This is a genomic window from Cupriavidus sp. 21MJTG02-4 (assembly GCF_057798975.1).
On the sequence record NZ_JBYOJP010000012.1, the window covers coordinates 149,004 to 169,142 of the forward strand.

At 63.7% G+C, this 20,139-nt stretch carries 18 protein-coding genes; 17 read left to right on the forward strand and 1 reads right to left on the reverse strand.

Going from position 1 to position 20,139, the window contains the following annotated elements:
* Positions 1 to 7 precede the first annotated feature (7 nt).
* The 6 genes from AC3FKH_RS22920 (at position 8) to AC3FKH_RS22945 (ending at position 7,183) form a co-directional block, all read left to right on the forward strand.
* The gene (locus tag AC3FKH_RS22920; protein WP_483708575.1) at positions 8 to 418 is read left to right on the forward strand and encodes a RidA family protein; all 411 of its coding nucleotides are present in this window, start codon (positions 8 to 10) and stop codon (positions 416 to 418) included.
* A gap of 333 nt (positions 419 to 751) precedes the next feature.
* Positions 752 to 1,888, forward strand: coding sequence for a glutamine-hydrolyzing carbamoyl-phosphate synthase small subunit (gene carA / locus AC3FKH_RS22925; RefSeq protein ID WP_488678064.1), 1,137 nt, complete (start codon positions 752 to 754; stop codon positions 1,886 to 1,888).
* A 48-nt stretch (positions 1,889 to 1,936) separates the two neighbouring features.
* Positions 1,937 to 2,617, forward strand: coding sequence for a leucine efflux protein LeuE (gene leuE / locus AC3FKH_RS22930; protein ID WP_488678066.1), 681 nt, complete (start codon positions 1,937 to 1,939; stop codon positions 2,615 to 2,617).
* Between the two features lie 79 nt (positions 2,618 to 2,696).
* Positions 2,697 to 5,945, forward strand: coding sequence for a carbamoyl-phosphate synthase large subunit (carB, locus tag AC3FKH_RS22935; RefSeq protein WP_488678067.1), 3,249 nt, complete (start codon positions 2,697 to 2,699; stop codon positions 5,943 to 5,945).
* A 224-nt stretch (positions 5,946 to 6,169) separates the two neighbouring features.
* Positions 6,170 to 6,646, forward strand: a complete 477-nt coding sequence (gene greA, locus AC3FKH_RS22940; protein ID WP_483708571.1) for a transcription elongation factor GreA — start codon at positions 6,170 to 6,172, stop codon at positions 6,644 to 6,646.
* Positions 6,647 to 6,679: 33 nt separating this feature from the next.
* Positions 6,680 to 7,183: a DUF4149 domain-containing protein gene (locus AC3FKH_RS22945; protein ID WP_488678068.1), complete on the forward strand. Its 504-nt coding sequence runs from the start codon at positions 6,680 to 6,682 to the stop codon at positions 7,181 to 7,183.
* A 46-nt stretch (positions 7,184 to 7,229) separates the two neighbouring features.
* Here the strand turns inward: AC3FKH_RS22945 and AC3FKH_RS22950 are convergent, their stop codons facing one another.
* The gene (locus tag AC3FKH_RS22950) at positions 7,230 to 7,733 is read right to left on the reverse strand and encodes a YhbY family RNA-binding protein (RefSeq protein WP_483708569.1); all 504 of its coding nucleotides are present in this window, start codon (positions 7,731 to 7,733) and stop codon (positions 7,230 to 7,232) included.
* 205 nt (positions 7,734 to 7,938) lie between these two features.
* Between AC3FKH_RS22950 and AC3FKH_RS22955 the strand changes: the two genes are divergently transcribed.
* The 11 genes from AC3FKH_RS22955 (at position 7,939) to phoR (ending at position 20,080) form a co-directional block, all read left to right on the forward strand.
* Entirely contained in the window at positions 7,939 to 8,616 is a 678-nt protein-coding gene (locus AC3FKH_RS22955; RefSeq protein ID WP_488678144.1) for an RlmE family RNA methyltransferase, read from the forward strand.
* Between the two features lie 136 nt (positions 8,617 to 8,752).
* Positions 8,753 to 10,636 carry an ATP-dependent zinc metalloprotease FtsH gene (gene ftsH, locus AC3FKH_RS22960; protein ID WP_483708567.1) on the forward strand — a complete coding sequence of 628 codons (1,884 nt, stop codon included), beginning with the start codon at positions 8,753 to 8,755 and terminating at the stop codon, positions 10,634 to 10,636.
* 203 nt (positions 10,637 to 10,839) lie between these two features.
* Entirely contained in the window at positions 10,840 to 11,658 is an 819-nt protein-coding gene (gene folP, locus AC3FKH_RS22965) for a dihydropteroate synthase (RefSeq protein ID WP_488678069.1), read from the forward strand.
* Between the two features lie 35 nt (positions 11,659 to 11,693).
* Entirely contained in the window at positions 11,694 to 13,037 is a 1,344-nt protein-coding gene (gene glmM, locus AC3FKH_RS22970) for a phosphoglucosamine mutase (RefSeq protein WP_488678070.1), read from the forward strand.
* 241 nt (positions 13,038 to 13,278) lie between these two features.
* Positions 13,279 to 14,310, forward strand: a complete 1,032-nt coding sequence (gene pstS / locus AC3FKH_RS22975; protein WP_488678071.1) for a phosphate ABC transporter substrate-binding protein PstS — start codon at positions 13,279 to 13,281, stop codon at positions 14,308 to 14,310.
* 110 nt (positions 14,311 to 14,420) lie between these two features.
* Positions 14,421 to 15,386: a phosphate ABC transporter permease PstC gene (gene pstC / locus AC3FKH_RS22980; protein ID WP_488678072.1), complete on the forward strand. Its 966-nt coding sequence runs from the start codon at positions 14,421 to 14,423 to the stop codon at positions 15,384 to 15,386.
* Positions 15,383 to 16,285 (forward strand): phosphate ABC transporter permease PstA, encoded by a 903-nt coding sequence (gene pstA, locus AC3FKH_RS22985; protein WP_488678073.1) that lies wholly within the window; start codon positions 15,383 to 15,385, stop codon positions 16,283 to 16,285. Before pstC ends, pstA begins: the two co-directional genes overlap by 4 nt.
* A 63-nt stretch (positions 16,286 to 16,348) precedes the next feature.
* Positions 16,349 to 17,137 carry a phosphate ABC transporter ATP-binding protein PstB gene (gene pstB / locus AC3FKH_RS22990; protein WP_483708561.1) on the forward strand — a complete coding sequence of 263 codons (789 nt, stop codon included), beginning with the start codon at positions 16,349 to 16,351 and terminating at the stop codon, positions 17,135 to 17,137.
* A gap of 57 nt (positions 17,138 to 17,194) precedes the next feature.
* On the forward strand, positions 17,195 to 17,899 hold the full coding sequence (gene phoU / locus AC3FKH_RS22995) for a phosphate signaling complex protein PhoU (RefSeq protein WP_488678074.1): 705 nt from the start codon (positions 17,195 to 17,197) through the stop codon (positions 17,897 to 17,899).
* 25 nt (positions 17,900 to 17,924) lie between these two features.
* Positions 17,925 to 18,632 carry a phosphate regulon transcriptional regulator PhoB gene (gene phoB, locus AC3FKH_RS23000; RefSeq protein ID WP_483708559.1) on the forward strand — a complete coding sequence of 236 codons (708 nt, stop codon included), beginning with the start codon at positions 17,925 to 17,927 and terminating at the stop codon, positions 18,630 to 18,632.
* Positions 18,633 to 18,751: 119 nt separating this feature from the next.
* Positions 18,752 to 20,080 (forward strand): phosphate regulon sensor histidine kinase PhoR, encoded by a 1,329-nt coding sequence (gene phoR / locus AC3FKH_RS23005; protein WP_488678075.1) that lies wholly within the window; start codon positions 18,752 to 18,754, stop codon positions 20,078 to 20,080.
* Positions 20,081 to 20,139: the final 59 nt, after the last annotated feature.

The window sequence follows — 20,139 nt, forward strand, 5'->3', positions numbered from 1 at the left end:
CGCAATCATGAAGATTCTGCAGCCGCCCGACTGGGCCGCACCGCGCGGCTATTCCAACGGCATCATGACGGAGATGCAGGCCGGCAGCCGGCTCATCTTTGTCGGAGGCCAGATCGGCTGGAACGGCCAGTGCGAGTTCGAGACCGACGACTTCGGCCTGCAGGTGGCCCAGACCCTGCGCAATATCGTCGCCGTGCTGGCGGCGGGCGGCGCGAAGCCGGAGCACATCACGCGCATGACGTGGTATGTGAAGGACAAGGCGGAATACGTCGCGGCCTACCCGGTCATCGGCCAGCATTACCGGGACAGCATCGGCCGGCATTTCCCGGCGATGACGGCCGTGGAGGTCGCGGACCTGGTGGAGCCGCGTGCCAAGGTAGAGATCGAGGTCACGGCGGTGGTGCCGCCGGCTGCATAACGCGGATGCTGGGGTGGCAGGGCGCGGACGGGGCGGCGCAGGCATGGCCCGTGCCGCACGCAAGTCCTTGAAAACTTGAGAAATTGCCCGGTGCGGGATATAATCCGAAAGTTTCGCTTTCAGAACCCTTCACCCTAGCGCCAACCGCTTTCCACCTTCCGCCGCCCCCGTCCGCGCAGCGTTGCCAGCATTGAAGCATGTGATGCAAAGAGCGCGCTGCGACCGAGTCGCGCCGCAATGGCAGCCTTGCCACTGCGGCCGTACCGGATCTCTTCCAGGGGCACGAGGCGTTGATCAGGTCGGGCACGGGGTGAGTCCAGCAGGAGCCTACCCGTGTTACCGTCTTTTCCGTCCGCCATTCTCGCGCTTGCAGACGGCACGGTCTTTCGTGGCTATTCCATTGGCGCATCCGGCCATACCATCGGCGAAGTGGTGTTCAACACCGCCATCACCGGTTACCAGGAAATCCTCACCGACCCGAGCTATTCCCGGCAGATCGTCACGCTGACGTATCCGCACATCGGGAATTACGGCGTCAACCGTGAGGATATTGAAGCCACGAAAGTCCATGCCGCCGGCCTGATCATCAAGGATCTGCCGATCCTGGCATCGAATTTCCGCAAGGAGCACACGCTCGGCCATTACCTGAAGCAGGAAAAGGTCGTCGCGATCGCGGGCATCGATACCCGCAAGCTGACCCGAATCCTGCGCGAGAAGGGTGCCCAGAACGGTTGCATCCTGGCTGGCGAGGACAATGTGCAGAAGGCCATCGACCTGGCCCGCTCGTTCCCCGGCCTGGCCGGCATGGACCTGGCCAAGGTGGTGTCGGTCAAGGAGCCGTACGAGTGGACCCAGTCGGAATGGGCGCTCGGCGAGGGCTACGGCAAGCAGGACCAGCCGCAGTTCCACGTGGTCGCCTATGACTACGGCGTCAAGTTCAACATCCTGCGCATGCTGGCCGAGCGCGGCTGCAAGGTGACGGTGCTGCCGGCCCAGGCCAGCGCGGCCGACGCCCTGGCGCTGAATCCGGACGGCGTGTTCCTGTCCAACGGCCCCGGCGACCCGGAACCGTGCGACTACGCCATCCAGGCCACGCGCGAATTCATCGAGCGCGGCATCCCGACCTTCGGCATCTGCCTGGGCCACCAGATCATGGCCCTGGCCATCGGCGCCAAGACGCTGAAGATGAAGGCCGGCCACCACGGCGCCAACCATCCGGTCAAGGACATGGATGACGGCCGCGTGATGATCACGTCGCAGAACCACGGTTTCGCGGTCGATGCGGAAACCCTGCCGGCCAACGCGCGCGTGACGCACGTGTCGCTGTTCGACGGCACGCTGCAGGGCTTCGCGCTGACCGACAAGCCGGCCTTCTGCTTCCAGGGCCACCCGGAAGCGTCGCCGGGCCCGAACGACGTGGCTTACCTGTTCGACCGCTTCACGAAGATGATGGCGGATGCGCGCAAGTAAGCGCGAAGCCATTCAGTAACAGGGACGAGCAGGGAACAAGGACACGCCATGAACGCCTTCATGCATACCGCTTTCGGCATCACCGACTTCTGGACCTATGTGCTGGGCACGATCTTTATCGTGCTGCTGCCGGGGCCGAACTCGATGTACGTGCTGTCCGTGGCGGCGCAGCGCGGCGTGCGTGCCGGCTACAAGGGTGCCTGCGGCGTGTTCCTTGGCGATGCGGTGCTGATGGTGCTGTCCGCGGCAGGCGTGGCCTCGCTGCTCCAGGCCAGCCCGGCGCTGTTCTACGTCGTGAAGTACATCGGCGCGGCGTACCTGGGCTGGATCGGGTTCAACATGCTGCGCGGGGCGGTACGCAACTGGTCCAAGGCAGGTCAGGCGGGGCAGGCAATCAATGCGGCCGCGGCCATGCCCGTCGACCAGTCGAACCCGTTCCGCAAGGCGCTCATCATCAGCCTGATGAACCCCAAGGCCATCCTGTTCTTCATCTCGTTCTTCATCCAGTTCGTCGACCCCGGCTTCGGCTATCCGGCGCTGGCGTTCCTCGCACTGGGCGTGGTCGTGCAGATCTTCAGCTTCCTGTACCTGACGACGCTGATCTTCGTTGGCGTGAAACTGGCCGCCGCGTTCCGCCGCCGCCGCCGCTTGTCGGCGGGCGTGTCGAGCGGCGTGGGCGCCATGTTCATCGGCTTCGGCGCGAAGCTGGCCACGGCCACCCTGAGCTGATTTTCCGAATCCCGCGGGATTCCTGATATTCCGGCGCGGCCGTCCCGAACGGGCGGCCGGCCAAAAAAGAGATAGTGCAATGCCAAAACGCACAGACATCAAGAGCATCCTGATTATCGGCGCCGGCCCCATCATCATCGGCCAGGCGTGCGAGTTCGACTATTCCGGCGCGCAGGCCTGCAAGGCACTGCGCGAGGAAGGCTTCAAGGTCATCCTGGTCAATTCGAACCCGGCGACCATCATGACCGACCCGGCCACGGCCGACGTGACCTATATCGAGCCGATCACGTGGGAAGTGGTCGAGCGCATCATCGAGAAGGAGCGTCCGGACGCGATCCTGCCGACCATGGGCGGCCAGACCGCGCTGAACTGCGCGCTGGACCTGCATCGCCATGGCGTGCTGGACAAGTACAAGGTCGAGCTGATCGGCGCGTCGCCGGAAGCCATCGACAAGGCCGAAGACCGCCAGAAGTTCAAGAACGCGATGACCAAGATCGGACTGGGCTCGGCCAAGTCCGGCATCGCGCATTCCATGGACGAAGCCATGGGCGTGCAGTCGCAAATCGCCACGGAAACCGGCACCAGCGGCTACCCGATCGTCATTCGTCCCTCGTTCACGCTGGGCGGCACGGGCGGCGGCATTGCCTACAACCGTGAAGAATTCGAAGAGATCTGCAAGCGCGGCCTGGACCTGTCGCCGACGCGCGAACTGCTGATCGAAGAATCGCTGCTGGGCTGGAAGGAATACGAGATGGAAGTTGTCCGCGACAAGGCGGACAACTGCATCATCATCTGCTCGATCGAAAACCTGGACCCGATGGGCATCCACACCGGTGACTCGATCACCGTGGCCCCGGCCCAGACGCTGACCGACAAGGAATACCAGATCCTGCGCAACGCCTCGCTGGCCGTGCTGCGCGAGATCGGCGTCGACACCGGCGGCTCGAACGTGCAGTTCTCGATCAATCCGAAGGATGGCCGGATGATCGTGATCGAGATGAATCCGCGCGTGTCGCGTTCGTCGGCGCTGGCCTCGAAGGCCACCGGCTTCCCGATCGCCAAGGTCGCGGCCAAGCTGGCCGTCGGCTACACGCTGGACGAGCTCAAGAACGAGATCACCGGCGGTGCGACCCCGGCTTCGTTCGAGCCGTCGATCGACTACGTGGTCACCAAGGTGCCGCGTTTCGCCTTCGAGAAATTCCCGCAGGCCGACAGCCACCTGACCACCCAGATGAAGTCGGTGGGCGAGGTGATGGCGATGGGCCGCACCTTCCAGGAATCGTTCCAGAAGGCCCTGCGCGGCCTGGAAGTCGGCGTGGACGGCCTGGACGAGAAGTCCACCGACCGCGACGAGATCGTCGAGGAAATCGGCGAGGCCGGCCCGGACCGCATCTGGTACGTGGGTGATGCATTCCGCCTGGGCATGTCGCTGGAAGAGGTGTACGCCGAGACCGCGATTGACCCGTGGTTCCTGGCCCAGATCGAAGACATCGTCAAGACCGAAGGCCAGATCAAGGCGCGCACGCTGGCAAGCCTGTCGACGGCCGAGCTGCGCCACGTGAAGCAGAAGGGCTTCTCGGACCGCCGCCTGGCCAAGCTGCTGAAGACCGACGCCAAGGCCGTGCGCGAGGCGCGCATCGCCCAGAACGTGCGTCCGGTGTACAAGCGCGTGGACACCTGCGCGGCCGAGTTCGGCACCAACACCGCCTACATGTACTCGACCTACGAGGCCGAGCATGGCGAGTGCGAGGCCAGCCCGACCGACAAGAAGAAGATCATGGTGCTGGGCGGCGGCCCGAACCGGATCGGCCAGGGCATCGAGTTCGACTACTGCTGCGTGCACGCCGCGCTGGCGCTGCGTGAAGACGGGTACGAGACCATCATGGTCAACTGCAACCCGGAGACCGTGTCGACCGACTATGACACCTCGGACCGCCTGTATTTCGAGCCGGTGACGCTGGAAGATGTGCTGGAAATCGTCGCGATCGAGAAGCCGGTCGGCGTGATCGTGCAGTACGGCGGCCAGACGCCGCTGAAGCTCGCGCTCGACCTGGAGCGCAACGGCGTACCCATCATCGGCACCACGCCGGACATGATCGACGCCGCGGAAGACCGCGAGCGTTTCCAGAAGCTGCTGCAGGAACTCGGCCTGCGCCAGCCGCCGAACCGCACCGCGCGTGCCGAGGACGAAGCGCTGCGCCTGGCCGAGGAAATCGGCTACCCGCTGGTGGTGCGCCCGTCGTACGTGCTGGGCGGCCGCGCGATGGAAATCGTGCACGAGCCGCGCGACCTCGAGCGCTACATGCGCGAGGCCGTCAAGGTCTCGAACGATTCGCCGGTGTTGCTGGACCGCTTCCTGAACGATGCGATCGAATGCGACGTCGACGCGCTGTCCGACGGCAAGCGCGTGTTCATCGGCGGCGTGATGGAGCACATCGAGCAGGCCGGCGTGCACTCGGGCGACTCGGCGTGCTCGCTGCCGCCGTACTCGCTGTCGGCCGAAACCGTGGCCGAACTGAAGCGCCAGACCGCTGCCATGGCCAAAGCCCTGAACGTGGTCGGCCTGATGAACGTGCAGTTCGCGATCCAGCAGAACAACGGTGTCGACACCGTCTACGTGCTGGAAGTGAACCCGCGTGCATCGCGTACCGTGCCGTACGTGTCGAAGGCGACCGGCATGCAGCTCGCCAAGATCGCCGCGCGCTGCATGGCCGGCCAGTCGCTGGACTCGCAGGGCGTTATCGACGAGGTGGTGCCGCCGTACTACAGCGTCAAGGAAGCGGTGTTCCCGTTCAACAAGTTCCCGGGCGTCGATCCGGTCCTCGGACCTGAAATGCGTTCCACCGGTGAAGTGATGGGCGTGGGCAAGTCGTTCGGCGAGGCGCTCTTCAAGAGCCAGCTGGCCGCGGGTTCGCGCCTGCCGGAAAAGGGCACCGTGCTGATCACCGTGAAGGACAGTGACAAGGTACGCGCCGTTGCCGTGGCCCGCATGCTGCACGACATGGGCTACCCGATCGTCGCCACGCGCGGCACGGCCTCGGCCATCGAAGCCGCCGGCATCCCGGTCCGGGTGGTCAACAAGGTCAAGGACGGCCGTCCGCATATCGTGGACATGATCAAGAACGGCGAACTGGCGCTGGTGTTCACCACGGTGGACGAGACCCGCGGCGCGATTGCCGATTCGCGCTCGATCCGTATCTCGGCGCTGGCCAATCGCGTGCCTTACTACACCACCATCGCCGGCGCGAGCGCCGCGGTGGAGGGCCTGAAGCACATGCAGAGCCTGGAGGTCTATGACCTGCAGGGCTTGCATGCGACGCTGGGGTAACAATATGAGCTGGCGGGGCGATTGCGCTCCGTCAAGGGCTGACGGCCCGCCGGTGTTGCTGCCGGCGGCCATCTTGTCCTAAACTACGTCGAATTCATCGATCGGCGCCCGGTTTCCCCGGGCGCCTTTCCCATCCGAAGCCGCGGTTGAGCGGAAGTGCCCTGGACTACGAGCCGGGCATGGTTCCAGCTCCGCTGCGGCTCATTTTTTTGTTGATCGAAGACATGAGCACCATTCCGATTACCAAGCGTGGCGCCGAACTGCTGAAGGAAGAACTGCAACGCCTGAAGGCTGTCGAGCGTCCGGCAGTGATCAATGCCATCTCCGAAGCCCGTGCGCAGGGCGACCTGTCCGAAAATGCCGAGTACGATGCTGCCAAGGAAAAGCAGGCATTCATCGAAGGCCGCATTCTGGAAGTCGAATCCAAGCTGTCCACTGCGCAGGTCATTGACCCGACCCAACTGGATACGGATGGCCGCATCGTGTTCGGTGCCACGGTCGACCTGGAAGACCTCGAATCCGGCAGCCCGGTGAGCTACCAGATTGTCGGCGATGACGAGGCTGACCTGGAAAGCGGCAAGATTTCCGTGAGCTCGCCGATCGCGCGTGCGCTGATCGGCAAGTTCGAGGGCGACGTTGCGACCGTCCTGGCGCCGAGCGGTGACCGCGAGTACGAAGTCATCACCGTCCGCTACATCTGAAGTCGGTACCCGACCGACTGGACCAAGCGGATCGTGTTCTCTACTTCCTACTCAAGCCTGCCGCCGCTGCCCCACCGCATCTTCCTGCTCCTGACCGTTGTCTGGGCCGGCAGCCTGTGGACGGTGGGTTACATGGTGGCGCCGACGTTGTTCTCGGTCCTGCCGAGCCGCGAAACGGCGGGCATGATCGCCGGCCATCTGTTTCAGACCGAGGCTATCCTCGGCGTGACCATCGGCGTCTTGCAGCTTGTGCTGTGCAACGTGCTGATCCGGCGCGGTGCCAACCGATATCGGGCTCTGCGCTGGCTGGTACTGGCCATGCTGTGTTGCGTGGTGGTGGGCTATTTCGGCACCCAGCCGTTCATGGGCAGCCTCAAGGAGAAGGCGACGGCGCTCGGTGTCGGCGTGTCGGAGTCGCCGTTCCGCGCCCAGTTCGGCATGCTGCATGGCGTTTCCAGCGCGTTCTACCTGGTGCAGAGCCTTCTGGCGCTGGCGCTGGTGTGGCGCGCTTCGGCGCCGCGTTCATCCGGCGAATAGCCGGCGAATGGATGCGAAAAAGGCGGCCCGCTCGGGCCGCCTTCGTTCAGGCCAGCGCCTTTTTCTTCGGGCTGGCGGGGCGGGCACGCGAGCGCTTGACGTTGCCGCCCGCGGTGACGCGTTCATTGCCCAGCACCGTGACGTCCTTGCGGGTCGGACGGCGGTTGGGTGCGCCGCTTGGCTTCTTCACCGTCACGGTACGAGGCGCGGCGCCACCACGGCGGACCGGCGTGTGGCGACCGAGATCCTGAGGCTGGTTTTCCTTGAGGCGGGCGTCGCCCGGGCGCCAGATCACCAGCAGTTTGCCGATATGCTGGATCGGTGCGGCGCTCAGTTCATCGCAAATGGATTCGTAGATGGCGATGCGGGCTTCGCGGTCGTCGCCGAACACGCGAATCTTGATCAGGTCGTGCGATGCCAGGCTGCGGTCGATTTCGGCCAGCACCGCGCGCGTGAGGCCTTCCGCGCCGATCATCACGACCGGATTGAGGCCGTGGGCACGGGAGCGGAGTTCGGAACGCTGGGCTGGAATTAGTTGAAGTGCGGACATAAATAGGCGCTGACGGCGCTGGAATAAGTGCTGCCAACGGCCCGAACGGGCAATGGCGGCCCGAATTGGCCACCGCTGGCATGCGATTGGCGCGTATTATCCGCCAAATCAACGCAGGTTGGCGGCAAAAAACGGCAAAACAGGCAAGAAATTGCGGCGTGCTCGCTTCGCGGGGGCCGGCAAACAGGAAACAGGCGTAATCAGAATGGCCAAAGGCAAGTCGAAGAACAAGTTCAACCAGTCGTGGCTCCACGATCACATCAACGACCCGTATGTGAAGATGGCGCAGCGCGAGGGGTATCGCGCCCGCGCGGCCTACAAGCTCAAGGAAATCGACGAGCAGGACAACCTGATCCGTCCAGGCCAGGTCATTGTCGACCTGGGCGCCGCGCCCGGCAGTTGGAGCCAGTATGCGCGCAACAAGCTGGCGGCCTCTCCGCGGGCGGTCGATGGCAAGCCGGATGGCGCGGTGGTAGCCATCGATATCCTGCCCATGGAGGCGGTCGCCGACGTCACGTTTATCCAGGGTGATTTTCGCGAGGAAGAAGTGTTCCGCCAGCTTGAGGAAGTGGTCCTGGCAGCTTCCGGCGGGGCAAAGATCGACCTTGTATTGTCCGACATGGCCCCCAACTTGTCCGGTGTGGCCTTTGCTGACGCCGCCCGCATCGAGTATCTGTGCGAGCTGGCATTGGATTTTGCCCAGGCCCATCTCAAGGCGGACGGCGCATTACTGGTAAAGTGCTTCCACGGTAGTGGTTACAGCCAGATCGTCGAGAAGTTCAAACGGCAGTTCAAGGTGGTCGCGGCACGCAAGCCCAAGGCGTCGCGTGACAAATCTTCTGAAACATTTATTCTTGGGCGTTACCTCAAAGTCATGAATTGACGGATCCGGCGGATAGCCGGGGCGTATGGCCTCGGGGGGCTATTGGTTCCATAGTTTTCGGTGTTACCCCTTCGGGGCGGGTGCTGCATTACAATGCAGCTATCCGTTGGCAAGGCAATTGCAAAGGAGTTCGGCCTTGAATAACAACCTGTTTCAAAAGGCGGCAATCTGGCTCGTGATCGCGCTGGTGTTGTTTACCGTCTTCAAGCAGTTCGACAAGCCCCGTGCACAGGACGGCGTCACCTATTCGCAGTTCATGGATGACGCCAAGAACGGCAAGGTGTCGCGTGTCGACGTGCAGGGCCGCAACCTCGTGGTGTCGCCGAAAGAGGGCGCCAAGTACACCATCATCTCGCCGGGCGACATCTGGATGGTCGGCGACCTGATGAAGTACGGTGTCCAGGTGACCGGCAAGGCAGACGACGAACCCAACGTGCTGGTCCAGGCGCTGTACTACCTCGGACCGACCCTGCTGATCATCGTGTTCTGGTTCTACATGATGCGGCAGATGCAGGGTGGCGGGAAAGGCGGAGCCTTCTCGTTTGGCAAGTCGCGCGCACGCCTGATCGATGAAAACCAGAACGCCGTCACGTTCCAGGACGTGGCCGGATGCGACGAGTCCAAGGAAGAAGTTGTCGAACTGGTCGACTTCCTGAAGGACCCGCAAAAGTTCCAGAAGCTGGGCGGCCGCATTCCGCGCGGTGTGCTGCTGGTCGGCCCTCCGGGTACCGGCAAGACGCTGCTGGCGCGCGCCATCGCCGGCGAAGCCAAGGTGCCGTTCTTCAGCATTTCGGGTTCCGACTTCGTTGAAATGTTCGTTGGCGTGGGCGCTGCCCGCGTGCGCGACATGTTCGAGAACGCCAAGAAGCAGGCGCCGTGCATCGTGTTCATCGATGAAATCGACGCGGTCGGCCGCCATCGCGGCGCCGGCATGGGCGGCGGTAACGACGAGCGCGAACAGACCCTCAACCAGATGCTGGTCGAGATGGACGGCTTCGAGGCCAATTCGGGTGTGATCGTGATTGCCGCGACCAACCGCTCCGACGTGCTCGACAAGGCGCTGCTGCGTCCGGGCCGCTTCGACCGCCAGGTCTATGTGGGGCTGCCGGACATCCGCGGCCGCGAGCAGATCCTGAAGGTCCATATGCGCAAGGTACCCATCGGCAACGATGTGGATGCTTCGATCATCGCGCGTGGTACGCCGGGCTTCTCGGGTGCCGACCTGGCCAACCTGGTCAACGAGGCCGCGCTGTTCGCCGCTCGCCGCAGCAAGCGCGTGGTCGACATGCAGGACTTCGAGGACGCCAAGGACAAGATCTACATGGGTCCGGAGCGCAAGTCGACGGTCATGCGCGAGGAAGAGCGCAAGGCCACGGCTTACCACGAGTCCGGTCATGCGGTGGTGGCAAAGCTGCTGCCGAAGGCCGATCCGGTCCACAAGGTCACGATCATGCCGCGTGGCTGGGCGCTTGGCGTGACCTGGCAGTTGCCGGAGCATGACAAGTACTCGAAGTACAAGGACAACATGCTCGAAGAGATTGCGATTCTCTTCGGTGGCCGTGCGGCGGAAGAGGTCTTCCTCAATGCCATGAGCACTGGCGCGTCCAATGACTTCGAGCGCGCCACCAAGATCGCCCGCGACATGGTGACCCGCTTCGGCATGAGCGACGAACTCGGTGCCATGGTCTACGTCGACACGGAGCAGGACGGCATGTTCGGCAAGCTGTCGTCGAAGACCGTGTCGGAAGCCACGCAGCAGAAGGTTGACTACGAGATCCGCCGCATCATCGACGATCAGTACGCGCTGGCCAAGCGCCTGCTCGAAGAGAACCGCGACAAGGTCGAGGCCATGACCGCCGCGCTGATGGAGTGGGAAACGATCGACGCCGATCAGGTCAACGACATCATGGCTGGCAAGCCGCCGCGTCCTCCGCGCGGTGTGTCGGGTCCGAACGGCGGCGGCAATGCCCCGTCCGGTGGCTCGCCGGTGGCGCCTTCGAACGCGCCCGCCGCAGCCTGACGGCACGGATCGCTGTTCACAGGACTTTGATCGCCTGGTAGTTCCGACAAGCCGGTGCCTTTGCACCGGCTTTCTTGTTTCTGCGCGGCACGCGTAGAACCACCCTTTTCCCATTGCGCCTTCCTACCTTGCAGCAGACCTCGCCATCCCCGTATTTCCAGTGCGGCCGCTATCGCTTCGCATTGAGTCGTCGCCCGCTTGTCATGGGCATTCTCAACGTCACGCCCGATTCCTTCTCGGATGGCGGCAAGCACGCCACGCGGGACGCGGCGCTGCGACATGCCGAGCAGCTGATTGCGCAAGGCGCGGACATCCTCGATATCGGGGGCGAGTCGAGCCGCCCGGGTTCGGCGGCCTTGCCGCTGGACCAGGAACTGGCCCGCGTGATTCCGATCGTCGAGGCATTGCGCGATTGCGGCAAGCCGCTGTCGATCGACACGTACAAGCCGGAGGTGATGCGCGCATCGCTGGCGGCCGGCGCCGATCTGATCAACGATATCTGGGGCTTCCGCATGCCCGGTGCCATCGAGGCGGTTGCCAGAGGGCAGGCCGGCCTGTGCGTGATGCATATGCAGCGGGATCCGCAAACCATGCAGGAGGATCCGCATTACGCCGACGTGGTGGCCGAGGTGGGTGACTTCCTCGGAGAACGCGTGGCTGAATTGCGCAAGGCCGGCGTCGACCCCGCGCGCATCACGCTGGACCCGGGATTTGGCTTCGGCAAGACTCCGGATCATAATCTGCGCCTGCTCGGACAATTGCCCGCACTGGAGAGGTTTGGGCTGCCGCTGCTGGTGGGCTTGTCGCGCAAGTCGACACTCGGCGCGATCCTGGGCGGCCGGCCGCCGATGCAGCGTGTGGCGGCGAGCATTGCCGCGGCGGTCTGTGCGACAGAGCGAGGCGCCTTTATCGTGCGCGTGCATGATGTACAGGATACGGTGGATGCCCTCCAGACCTGGTGGGCCGTACGGAATGAGGCTGTGACGACTGTCGACCAGCCATCGCAGGTATCGCAGCAATAGTTGCCAGACAGAGCAAGAAAGAAAGGACGAATCGAATGACGCGCAAGTATTTTGGGACAGATGGCGTACGGGGCAAGGTTGGCGAGCTGCCGATCACCCCGGATTTCGTGATGCGGCTGGGACACGCCGCTGGCAAGGTGCTCGCCCATGGCGCCCGCACCGCGCAGGGGCGGCCGACCGTGCTGATCGGCAAGGACACGCGGATCTCCGGTTATATGCTGGAGGCAGCGCTGGAGGCCGGCTTTACCTCGGCCGGCGTGCATGTGTTGCTGACCGGGCCGCTGCCGACCCCAGGCATCGCCTACCTGACGCGCGCGTTGCGGCTGTCGGCGGGCGTGGTCATTTCGGCCAGCCACAATCCGTATTACGACAATGGCATCAAGTTCTTCTCGGCCGACGGCGACAAGCTTCCCGACGAGGTCGAGGCGCAGATCGAGTCCGCCATGGAGGATCCGATGGTCTGCGCGCCATCCGATGACCTCGGGCGTGCACGGCGCATCAACGATGCCCCAGGGCGCTACATCGAATTCTGCAAGAGCACCTTCCCGAACAGCCAGGACCTGCACGGCCTCAAGCTGGTCGTGGACTGCGCGCACGGTGCCGCCTACCACATCGCTCCGCATGTCTTCCATGAGCTTGGCGCGGATGTCGTGGCGATTGGCAACCAGCCTGACGGCCGCAATATCAATGACGGATACGGGGCCACCGCACCGGGAAAGCTGGTGGAGGCAGTGCGTGAACACGGTGCCGACCTGGGTCTGGCATTCGATGGGGATGCGGACCGGCTGCAAGTTGTGGACAGCGAAGGCCGCCTCTACAACGGCGACGAACTGCTGTACTTGATCGTGCGCGACCGCATGGCCGAAGGTCAGGCCGTGGAAGGCGCCGTCGGTACGCTGATGACCAATATGGCGGTGGAACTTGCGCTCAAGCGTATTGGCGTGGAGTTTGTGCGGGCGAAGGTCGGTGACCGCTATGTGCTTGAAGAGTTGAACAAGCGCAACTGGATCCTGGGCGGCGAGGGCTCGGGCCACTTGCTGTGCCTGGACCGGCACAGCACCGGCGACGGCATCGTCTCGGCGCTGCAGGTGCTGGCAGCGCTGCGCCGCAGCGGCAAGACGCTGGCGGGCCTGCTTGAGGGCGTCAGCCTGTTTCCCCAGAAGCTTATCAACGTCCGTGTCGAGAAGGGGTTCGACTGGCAGTCACATGCCGGCCTGAAGGCGGCGCAAGCGTTGGTGGAGCCCGAACTGGCAGGCCGCGGTCGCGTGCTGATCCGTGCCTCGGGCACCGAACCCGTGGTCCGCGTGATGGTCGAGGCCGAGCAGGCCGAGACCGCCGAACGCGCCGCTCAGACACTGGCAGAGGCCTTGCGTGCCTGAGCCTCGCTAACCCAACCCCCCCATAGCGATGCGCCGGACATGTTCCGGCGCTTTTTTTGCGCAATAAAGCAATTAACCGATGTCATCTCCTGACGTCGCCTGGGAAGGGCAGCCATTAGAGACCCGCATCACCATTGGCTTTCAAGAAGATTTGAAGATGTCATGGAATTGTCATATACGCGGCTTAGAGTTCGTCTTGTCAAAAATTTGTCATTCCCAACCAATGTTCTCTGGAGGACATATGAAGCTGGTCAAGACTGCCGTGGCAGGCATCGTTTCGATGGTCGTAGCGGGTACTGCGTTCGCGGCGGAAATTACCGGTGCAGGCGCTTCCTTCCCGGCGCCCGTGTATTCCAAGTGGGCCGATGCATACCAAAAAGCAACGGGTAACAAGGTCAACTATCAATCCATCGGTTCGTCGGGCGGCATCAAGCAGATTGGCGCCAAGACGGTCGATTTCGGCGCCTCCGACGCGCCGCTGAAGGACGAGGACCTGAACAAGCAGGGTCTGGTCCAGTTCCCGACGGTGATCGGCGGCGTGGTGCCGGTGATCAACCTGCAAGGCGTGAAGCCGGGCGAACTCACCATCACCGGCGAAGTGCTGGCCAACATCTACCTGGGCAAGATCAAGAAGTGGGACGATCCGGCCATCAAGGCGCTGAACCCGCACGCCAAGCTGCCGAACCAGGACATCCTGCCGGTGCGCCGCGCTGACGGCTCGGGCACCACCTTCATCTTCACCAACTACCTGTCGAAGGTGAGCCCCGACTGGCAGAAGTCGGTGGGCGAGGGCACCACGGTCAACTGGCCGGGCGGCGGTACCGGCGGCAAGGGCAACGAAGGCGTGGCCGCGTTCGTGCAGCGTCTGAACGGCGCAATCGGCTATGTCGAATACGCCTACGCCAAGCAGAACAAGATGACCCACCTGAACATGAAGAATGCGTCGGGTGCCGTGGTCCAGCCGGGTGACGACGCCTTCAAGGCCGCCGCCGCCGGCGCGGACTGGAGCAAGAGCTACTACCAGATCCTGACCAACCAGCCGGGCAAGACCGCATGGCCGATCGCCGGTGCCACCTTCATCCTGGTCCACAAGAACCAGGAAAAGTCGGCGCAGGGTGCTGAAGTGCTGAAGTTCTTCGACTGGGCCTACAAGAGCGGCGGCAACATGGCTGCCGACCTGGATTACGTGCCGCTGCCCGAAGCGGTCGTGAACCAGATTCGCACCACCTGGAAGACCAGCGTCAAGGACGCTTCGGGCAAGGCACTGTACTAAGCCGAAGTCCGACTGCATGGCAGCCGGCCGCGGCGTGTGCCGCGGCCGGTTGAGTGGCCCGGCGGCTTGCCGCCGGCGCCTGCCAAATCATCGACAGTATTTTCTGCACCATGGCGACTTCGTCCGATCTCTCAGCCGTACGGCCGCCCAGCCGCATTGGCGACATCCTGTTCGGCGGCCTGACACGCGGGGCCGCCATCGTGACGCTGCTCCTGCTGGGCGGCATCATCGTGTCGCTGGCGATCAGCGCCTGGCCTTCGATCCAGACGTTCGGCGCCCGCTTTCTCTGGACTGCGGAGTGGGATCCCCCCGCAGACGTCTATGGCGCGCTTGTGCCGATCTACGGCACGCTCGTGACTTCGCTGATCGCACTGATCATTGCCGTGCCGGTCAGCTTCGGCATCGCGCTGTTCCTGACCGAGCTTTCGCCGGCCTGGCTGCGCCGCCCGCTGGGCACCGCGATCGAACTGCTGGCCGCCGTGCCGTCGATCGTCTACGGCATGTGGGGCCTGCTGGTGTTCGCGCCGCTCTTCGGCGAGTACTTCCAGAAGCCGCTCGCCGCCACGGTCGGCCAGCTTCCGCTGATCGGCAAGTTGTTCCAGGGTGCCCCGCTGGGCATCGGCCTGCTGTGCGCGGGCGTCATCCTCGCGATCATGATCATTCCGTACATCGCCTCGGTGATGCGCGACGTGTTTGAAGTCACCCCGGTGCTGCTCAAGGAATCCGCCTACGGCGTGGGCTGTACCACCTGGGAAGTGATGTGGAACGTGGTCCTGCCCTATACCCGCGCCGGCGTGATCGGCGGCGTCATGCTCGGCCTTGGCCGCGCGCTGGGCGAAACCATGGCCGTCACCTTCGTGATCGGCAATACCAACCTGCTCGACAACGCATCGCTGTTTTCGCCGGGCAACAGCATCACGTCCGCACTGGCCAACGAATTCGCGGAAGCCGGTGCAGGCCTGCACACGGCGGCGCTGATGGAACTGGGCCTGATCCTGTTCTTCATCACGTTCGTGGTGCTGGCGCTGTCCAAGCTGCTGCTGCTGCGACTGGCAAAGAATGAGGGTGGAAAATGAACCAGGCCAGCCACACCGTGTCTTCCGCATCGATCCCGGCCGTGCGGCCCGACGCCGATGCCGTGCGCACGCGCCTGCAAGCGCGGCGTCGCCGCATGAACCTGATCGCATTGACGGCCTCGCTGGGCGCAATGATCTTCGGCCTGTTCTGGCTGGCGTGGATCCTGTTCACCACTGTCACGCTGGGCGTCGGCGGCCTGTCGCTGGACCTGTTCACGCAGATGACGCCGGCGCCGAATACCGCCGGTGGCGGCCTGGCCAATGCGATCTACGGCAGCTTCGTGATGGTGGCGCTGGCCACGCTGCTCGGCACGCCGCTGGGCATCCTGGCAGGCATCTACCTGGCCGAGTATGGCAAGTCGTCGCCGCTGGCCAGCCTGATCCGCTTTATCAACGACATCCTGCTGTCGGCGCCGTCGATCGTGATCGGCCTGTTCGTCTACGCGCTGGTGGTGACCCGCATGGGCCATTTCTCGGGCTGGGCAGGCGTGTGCGCGCTGGCGCTGCTGCAGATTCCGATCGTGGTGCGCACGACCGAGAACATGCTGAACCTGGTGCCGAATGCACTGCGTGAAGCGGCCTTCGCGCTTGGTACGCCGAAGTGGAAGATGGTGCGGTCGATCACGGTCAAGTCCTCGTATGCCGGCATCGTGACCGGCGTGCTGCTGGCCGTGGCGCGTATCGCCGGTGAAACCGCGCCGCTGCTGTTCACCGCGCTGTCCAACCAGTTCTGGACCAGCGATCTGAACAAGCCGATGGCGAACCTGCCCGTCACGATCTTCCGCTTTGCCATGAGCCCGTTCACGGAATGGCAGCAACTGGCTTGGGCAGGCGTGTTCCTGATCACGATCGGCGTGCTCGCGCTCAATATCCTGGCGCGTATCCTGTTCAAGAAATAATGACCGGCGCGCGATTCCAGAACCGGAATCGGACCGGAACCTGAATTCCAAGCGAGAACCAGCATGACTTCGACTGTCATCGATATTCCCGACGCCGTGCGCTCCAAGATCGACGTGCGCAACCTGAACTTCTTCTATGGCCAGTTCCATGCCCTGAAGAACATCAACATGTCGATTCCTGACCGCAAGGTGACGGCCTTTATCGGGCCGTCGGGCTGCGGCAAGTCCACGCTGCTGCGCACCTTCAACAAGATGTATGGCCTCTACCCCGAGCAGCGTGCCGAGGGCGAGATCAACATGGACGGCGAGAACCTGCTGACCAGCCGCCAGGACATCGCGCTGCTGCGCGCCAAGGTCGGCATGGTGTTCCAGAAGCCGACGCCGTTCCCGATGTCGATCTACGACAACATCGCCTTTGGCGTGCGCCTGTTCGAGAAGCTGTCGCGTTCCGAAATGGATGACCGCGTGGAGTGGGCACTGTCCAAGGCCGCGCTGTGGAACGAGGCCAAGGACAAGCTGCACCAGTCCGGCTACGGCCTGTCGGGCGGCCAGCAGCAGCGCCTGTGCATCGCGCGCGGCATTGCCATCCGCCCCGAAGTCCTGCTGCTCGACGAGCCGTGCTCGGCGCTGGACCCGATCTCCACGGGCCGCATCGAGGAACTGATCGCCGAGCTGAAAGACGAATATACGGTGGTGATCGTGACCCACAATATGCAGCAGGCCGCGCGTTGCTCGGACTACACCGCCTACATGTACCTGGGCGAACTGATCGAATTCGGCGAGACCGAGAAGATCTTCATCAAGCCGCACCGCAAGGAAACCGAAGACTACATTACCGGCCGGTTCGGCTGATGCCGGCCGCCGTGCCACGCCAACTCCCCGGAAACCCTTCGCGGACTGGAGATAAACATGCCTGAAAAGCACCTGTCAACGCAATTCGACGCCGACCTCAATGCCATCAACACCAAGCTGCTGCAGATGGGTGGCCTGGTCGAGTCGCAGATCCAGCTCGCCATGCGCGCGCTGGCCGACTTCGATGCCTCGCTGGCCGACCAGGTCATCGCGCGCGAGCAGCAGCTCAATGCGCTGGAAGTCGAGATCGACGCCGACTGCGGCAACATCATCGCGCGCCGCCAGCCGACCGCGCGCGACCTGCGCCTGGTGATGGCGATCTCCAAGACCATCACGAACCTGGAGCGCGCGGGGGACGAGGCCGAGAAGATCGCCAAGCGCACCAAGCACATCATGGAAGACGCGGCGGCGCATAATATCAATTACGCCGAAGTGAAGCTGTCGGGCGAGATGGCCATCTCGCTGCTGCGCCAGGCCCTGGACGCCTTTGCCCGCCTGGATACCGTGGCGGCCGCGAGCATCGTCAAGGACGACAAGGCCATCGACGAGGAATTCCGCGGCTTTGTGCGCAAGCTGATTACGTACATGATGGAGGACCCGCGTACGATCTCGGTCGCGCTGGACTTCCTGTTCGTGGCCAAGGCGGTCGAGCGCATCGGCGACCACGCCAAGAACATTGCCGAGTTCATCATCTATATCGTCAAGGGGACCGATGTCCGCCACGTATCGCGTGAGGACATGGAGCGCGAAGCCCTGAGCTGAGCCGCACCTCCGGAGAAACACACACATGCCAAGCAGTATTCTCGTTGTCGAAGACGAACCGGCGATCGCCGAGCTGATCGCCGTCAACCTGCAGCACGCGGGGCACTATCCGATCCGTGCCTATAACGCCGAGCAGGCGCTGTCGCTGATGAGCGACGTGCTGCCCGACCTGGTATTGCTGGACTGGATGCTCCCGGGCAAGTCAGGCGCAACCTTCGCCAAAGAGCTGCGTGCCAATGAACGCACCAAGCAGATTCCCATCATCATGCTCACCGCACGCAGCGAGGAGCAGGACAAGGTGATGGGCCTTGAGGCCGGTGCGGACGACTACGTCACCAAGCCGTTCTCGCCCAAGGAACTCCTTGCGCGCATCAAGGCCGTGCTGCGCCGTCGTGCGCCGCAGCTTACCGATGATGTGGTGGCGATCAACGGCCTGCGGCTGGATCCGGCCACGCACCGTGTGACGGGAGAAGACAACGCTGGCCAGATCAAGCTCGATCTCGGTCCGACCGAGTTCCGCCTGCTGCACTTCCTGATGACCCATCCGGAACGCGTGCATAGCCGCTCGCAACTGCTCGACCACGTCTGGGGCGACCATGTCTTCGTCGAAGAGCGTACCGTCGACGTGCATATCAAGCGCCTGCGTGCGGCGCTGACGCCCGGCGGCTATAGCAATATGATCGAAACGGTGCGGGGAAGCGGCTATCGGCTGGCCCGTACGCCAGGCAACTGAATGCGGCGTGGCCAGCGCTGCATGGCCAGTCGTCACGAATTCGTGGCAAACTCTGCCGCAAAACGGCGGCTCTGCTGCCATCTGCCCGGACTCCGGGCTCCCGAGTTTCTTTTGCGCGCATGAATGTCATCTGGGCCCGCTCCGCGGCCATCCTGATCAGCCTGGTGGTGGTTGCCGTCGGAGCCTATTTCGTGGCGGGCGCGGTGCCTGCGCTGGCCGTGATGAGTGCTTCACTGGTATGCCTGGTGGCATTCCATCTCTACCAGATCAACCGGCTGTGGAAGGTCCTGGACGCGCCGGCGTATGGCGAGATTCCCAGCGCGCTCGGTCTCTGGGGTGAGGTCTACTATCGCCTGCACAGGCTGGTCAAGCGCTGGCGCCTGCAGGTCCTGCAGGTCGAGCAGCAGCATACGCGCTTCATCCAGGCCATCCAGGCCTCGCCAAACGGCGTGCTGATGCTCGATGATGCCGACCAGATCGAGTGGTGCAATGACGTGGCCGAGCAGCATTTCGGCCTGAACGCGCGGCGCGATGTGCGCCAGCGTATCACGCACCTGATCCGCCGTCCCGAGTTCGTCCACTACCTGACGCGCCAGCGCTTCGACGAGCCGCTGTCGATGCGCGACATGGGCGAGCACAAGCAGGGCGTGATCTCGGTGCAGGTGCTGCCCTATGGCGACAACCGCAAGCTGGTCATCACGCAGGACATCACCAAGCTGGAAAACACCGAGGCCATGCGGCGCGACTTCGTGGCTAATGTATCGCACGAGCTGAAGACGCCGCTGACCGTGTTGACCGGCTTTCTCGAGACCGTGCGCGACTTGCCGGTGTCCGAGGAGGACCGGCGGCGCTATGTCGACATGATGCTGGTGCAGTCCATGCGCATGCAAAGCATCGTGGAGGACCTGCTGGCCCTGGCCAAGCTTGAAAGCGACGGCAATGCGCCCGGGCAGGATCTGGTGCCGGTCCGGGAACTGGCGAGCCATCTGGTGCACGACGCGGAAGCGTTGTCGCAGGAGCGCCACGAGATCGTTTCCGAGATCGACCCTACGGTCGGGCTGCGCGGCACCGAGATGGAACTGATGTCGGCGCTGGGCAACCTGGTTTCGAATGCCGTGCGCTACACGCCGGCCGGCGGGCGCATCACGATCCGGCTCGGCTGGGATGACGGGCATGCCGTGTTCTCGGTGGCCGATACCGGTCTCGGCATTGCGCCCGAGCATATTCCCCGCCTGACCGAGCGCTTCTATCGTGTCGATCGCAGCCGTTCGCGCGATACCGGCGGCACCGGCCTTGGCCTGGCCATCGTCAAGCATGTGGTCTCGCGCCACCATGCCGAACTGCGCGTGAGCAGCGAAGTGGGGCGGGGCAGTGTGTTCCGCGTCATCTTCCCTTTGGAGCGCAGCGTGCGCCTGGAAGTGGCCGATCCCTCGCGTCGCGCCGCTTGAAGTCGCATCGGCATATCACTGGATAAGTCTGGTGTAAGAAGAAGGGCCCGCTTTGAAGC

What these genes read in the sequence shown, in the direction of transcription:
- pstB (WP_483708561.1), top strand. Translation starts at nt 16,349, where the DNA reads ATGACTTCGACTGTCATCGATATTCCCGACGCCGTGCGCTCCAAGATC.
- AC3FKH_RS22950 (WP_483708569.1), bottom strand. Translation starts at nt 7,733, where the DNA reads ATGTCCGCACTTCAACTAATTCCAGCCCAGCGTTCCGAACTCCGCTCC.
- AC3FKH_RS22955 (WP_488678144.1), top strand. Translation starts at nt 7,939, where the DNA reads ATGGCCAAAGGCAAGTCGAAGAACAAGTTCAACCAGTCGTGGCTCCAC.
- folP (WP_488678069.1), top strand. Translation starts at nt 10,840, where the DNA reads ATGGGCATTCTCAACGTCACGCCCGATTCCTTCTCGGATGGCGGCAAG.
- leuE (WP_488678066.1), top strand. Translation starts at nt 1,937, where the DNA reads ATGAACGCCTTCATGCATACCGCTTTCGGCATCACCGACTTCTGGACC.
- AC3FKH_RS22920 (WP_483708575.1), top strand. Translation starts at nt 8, where the DNA reads ATGAAGATTCTGCAGCCGCCCGACTGGGCCGCACCGCGCGGCTATTCC.
- greA (WP_483708571.1), top strand. Translation starts at nt 6,170, where the DNA reads ATGAGCACCATTCCGATTACCAAGCGTGGCGCCGAACTGCTGAAGGAA.
- phoR (WP_488678075.1), top strand. Translation starts at nt 18,752, where the DNA reads ATGAATGTCATCTGGGCCCGCTCCGCGGCCATCCTGATCAGCCTGGTG.
- phoB (WP_483708559.1), top strand. Translation starts at nt 17,925, where the DNA reads ATGCCAAGCAGTATTCTCGTTGTCGAAGACGAACCGGCGATCGCCGAG.
- phoU (WP_488678074.1), top strand. Translation starts at nt 17,195, where the DNA reads ATGCCTGAAAAGCACCTGTCAACGCAATTCGACGCCGACCTCAATGCC.
- pstC (WP_488678072.1), top strand. Translation starts at nt 14,421, where the DNA reads ATGGCGACTTCGTCCGATCTCTCAGCCGTACGGCCGCCCAGCCGCATT.
- pstS (WP_488678071.1), top strand. Translation starts at nt 13,279, where the DNA reads ATGAAGCTGGTCAAGACTGCCGTGGCAGGCATCGTTTCGATGGTCGTA.
- carB (WP_488678067.1), top strand. Translation starts at nt 2,697, where the DNA reads ATGCCAAAACGCACAGACATCAAGAGCATCCTGATTATCGGCGCCGGC.
- glmM (WP_488678070.1), top strand. Translation starts at nt 11,694, where the DNA reads ATGACGCGCAAGTATTTTGGGACAGATGGCGTACGGGGCAAGGTTGGC.
- pstA (WP_488678073.1), top strand. Translation starts at nt 15,383, where the DNA reads ATGAACCAGGCCAGCCACACCGTGTCTTCCGCATCGATCCCGGCCGTG.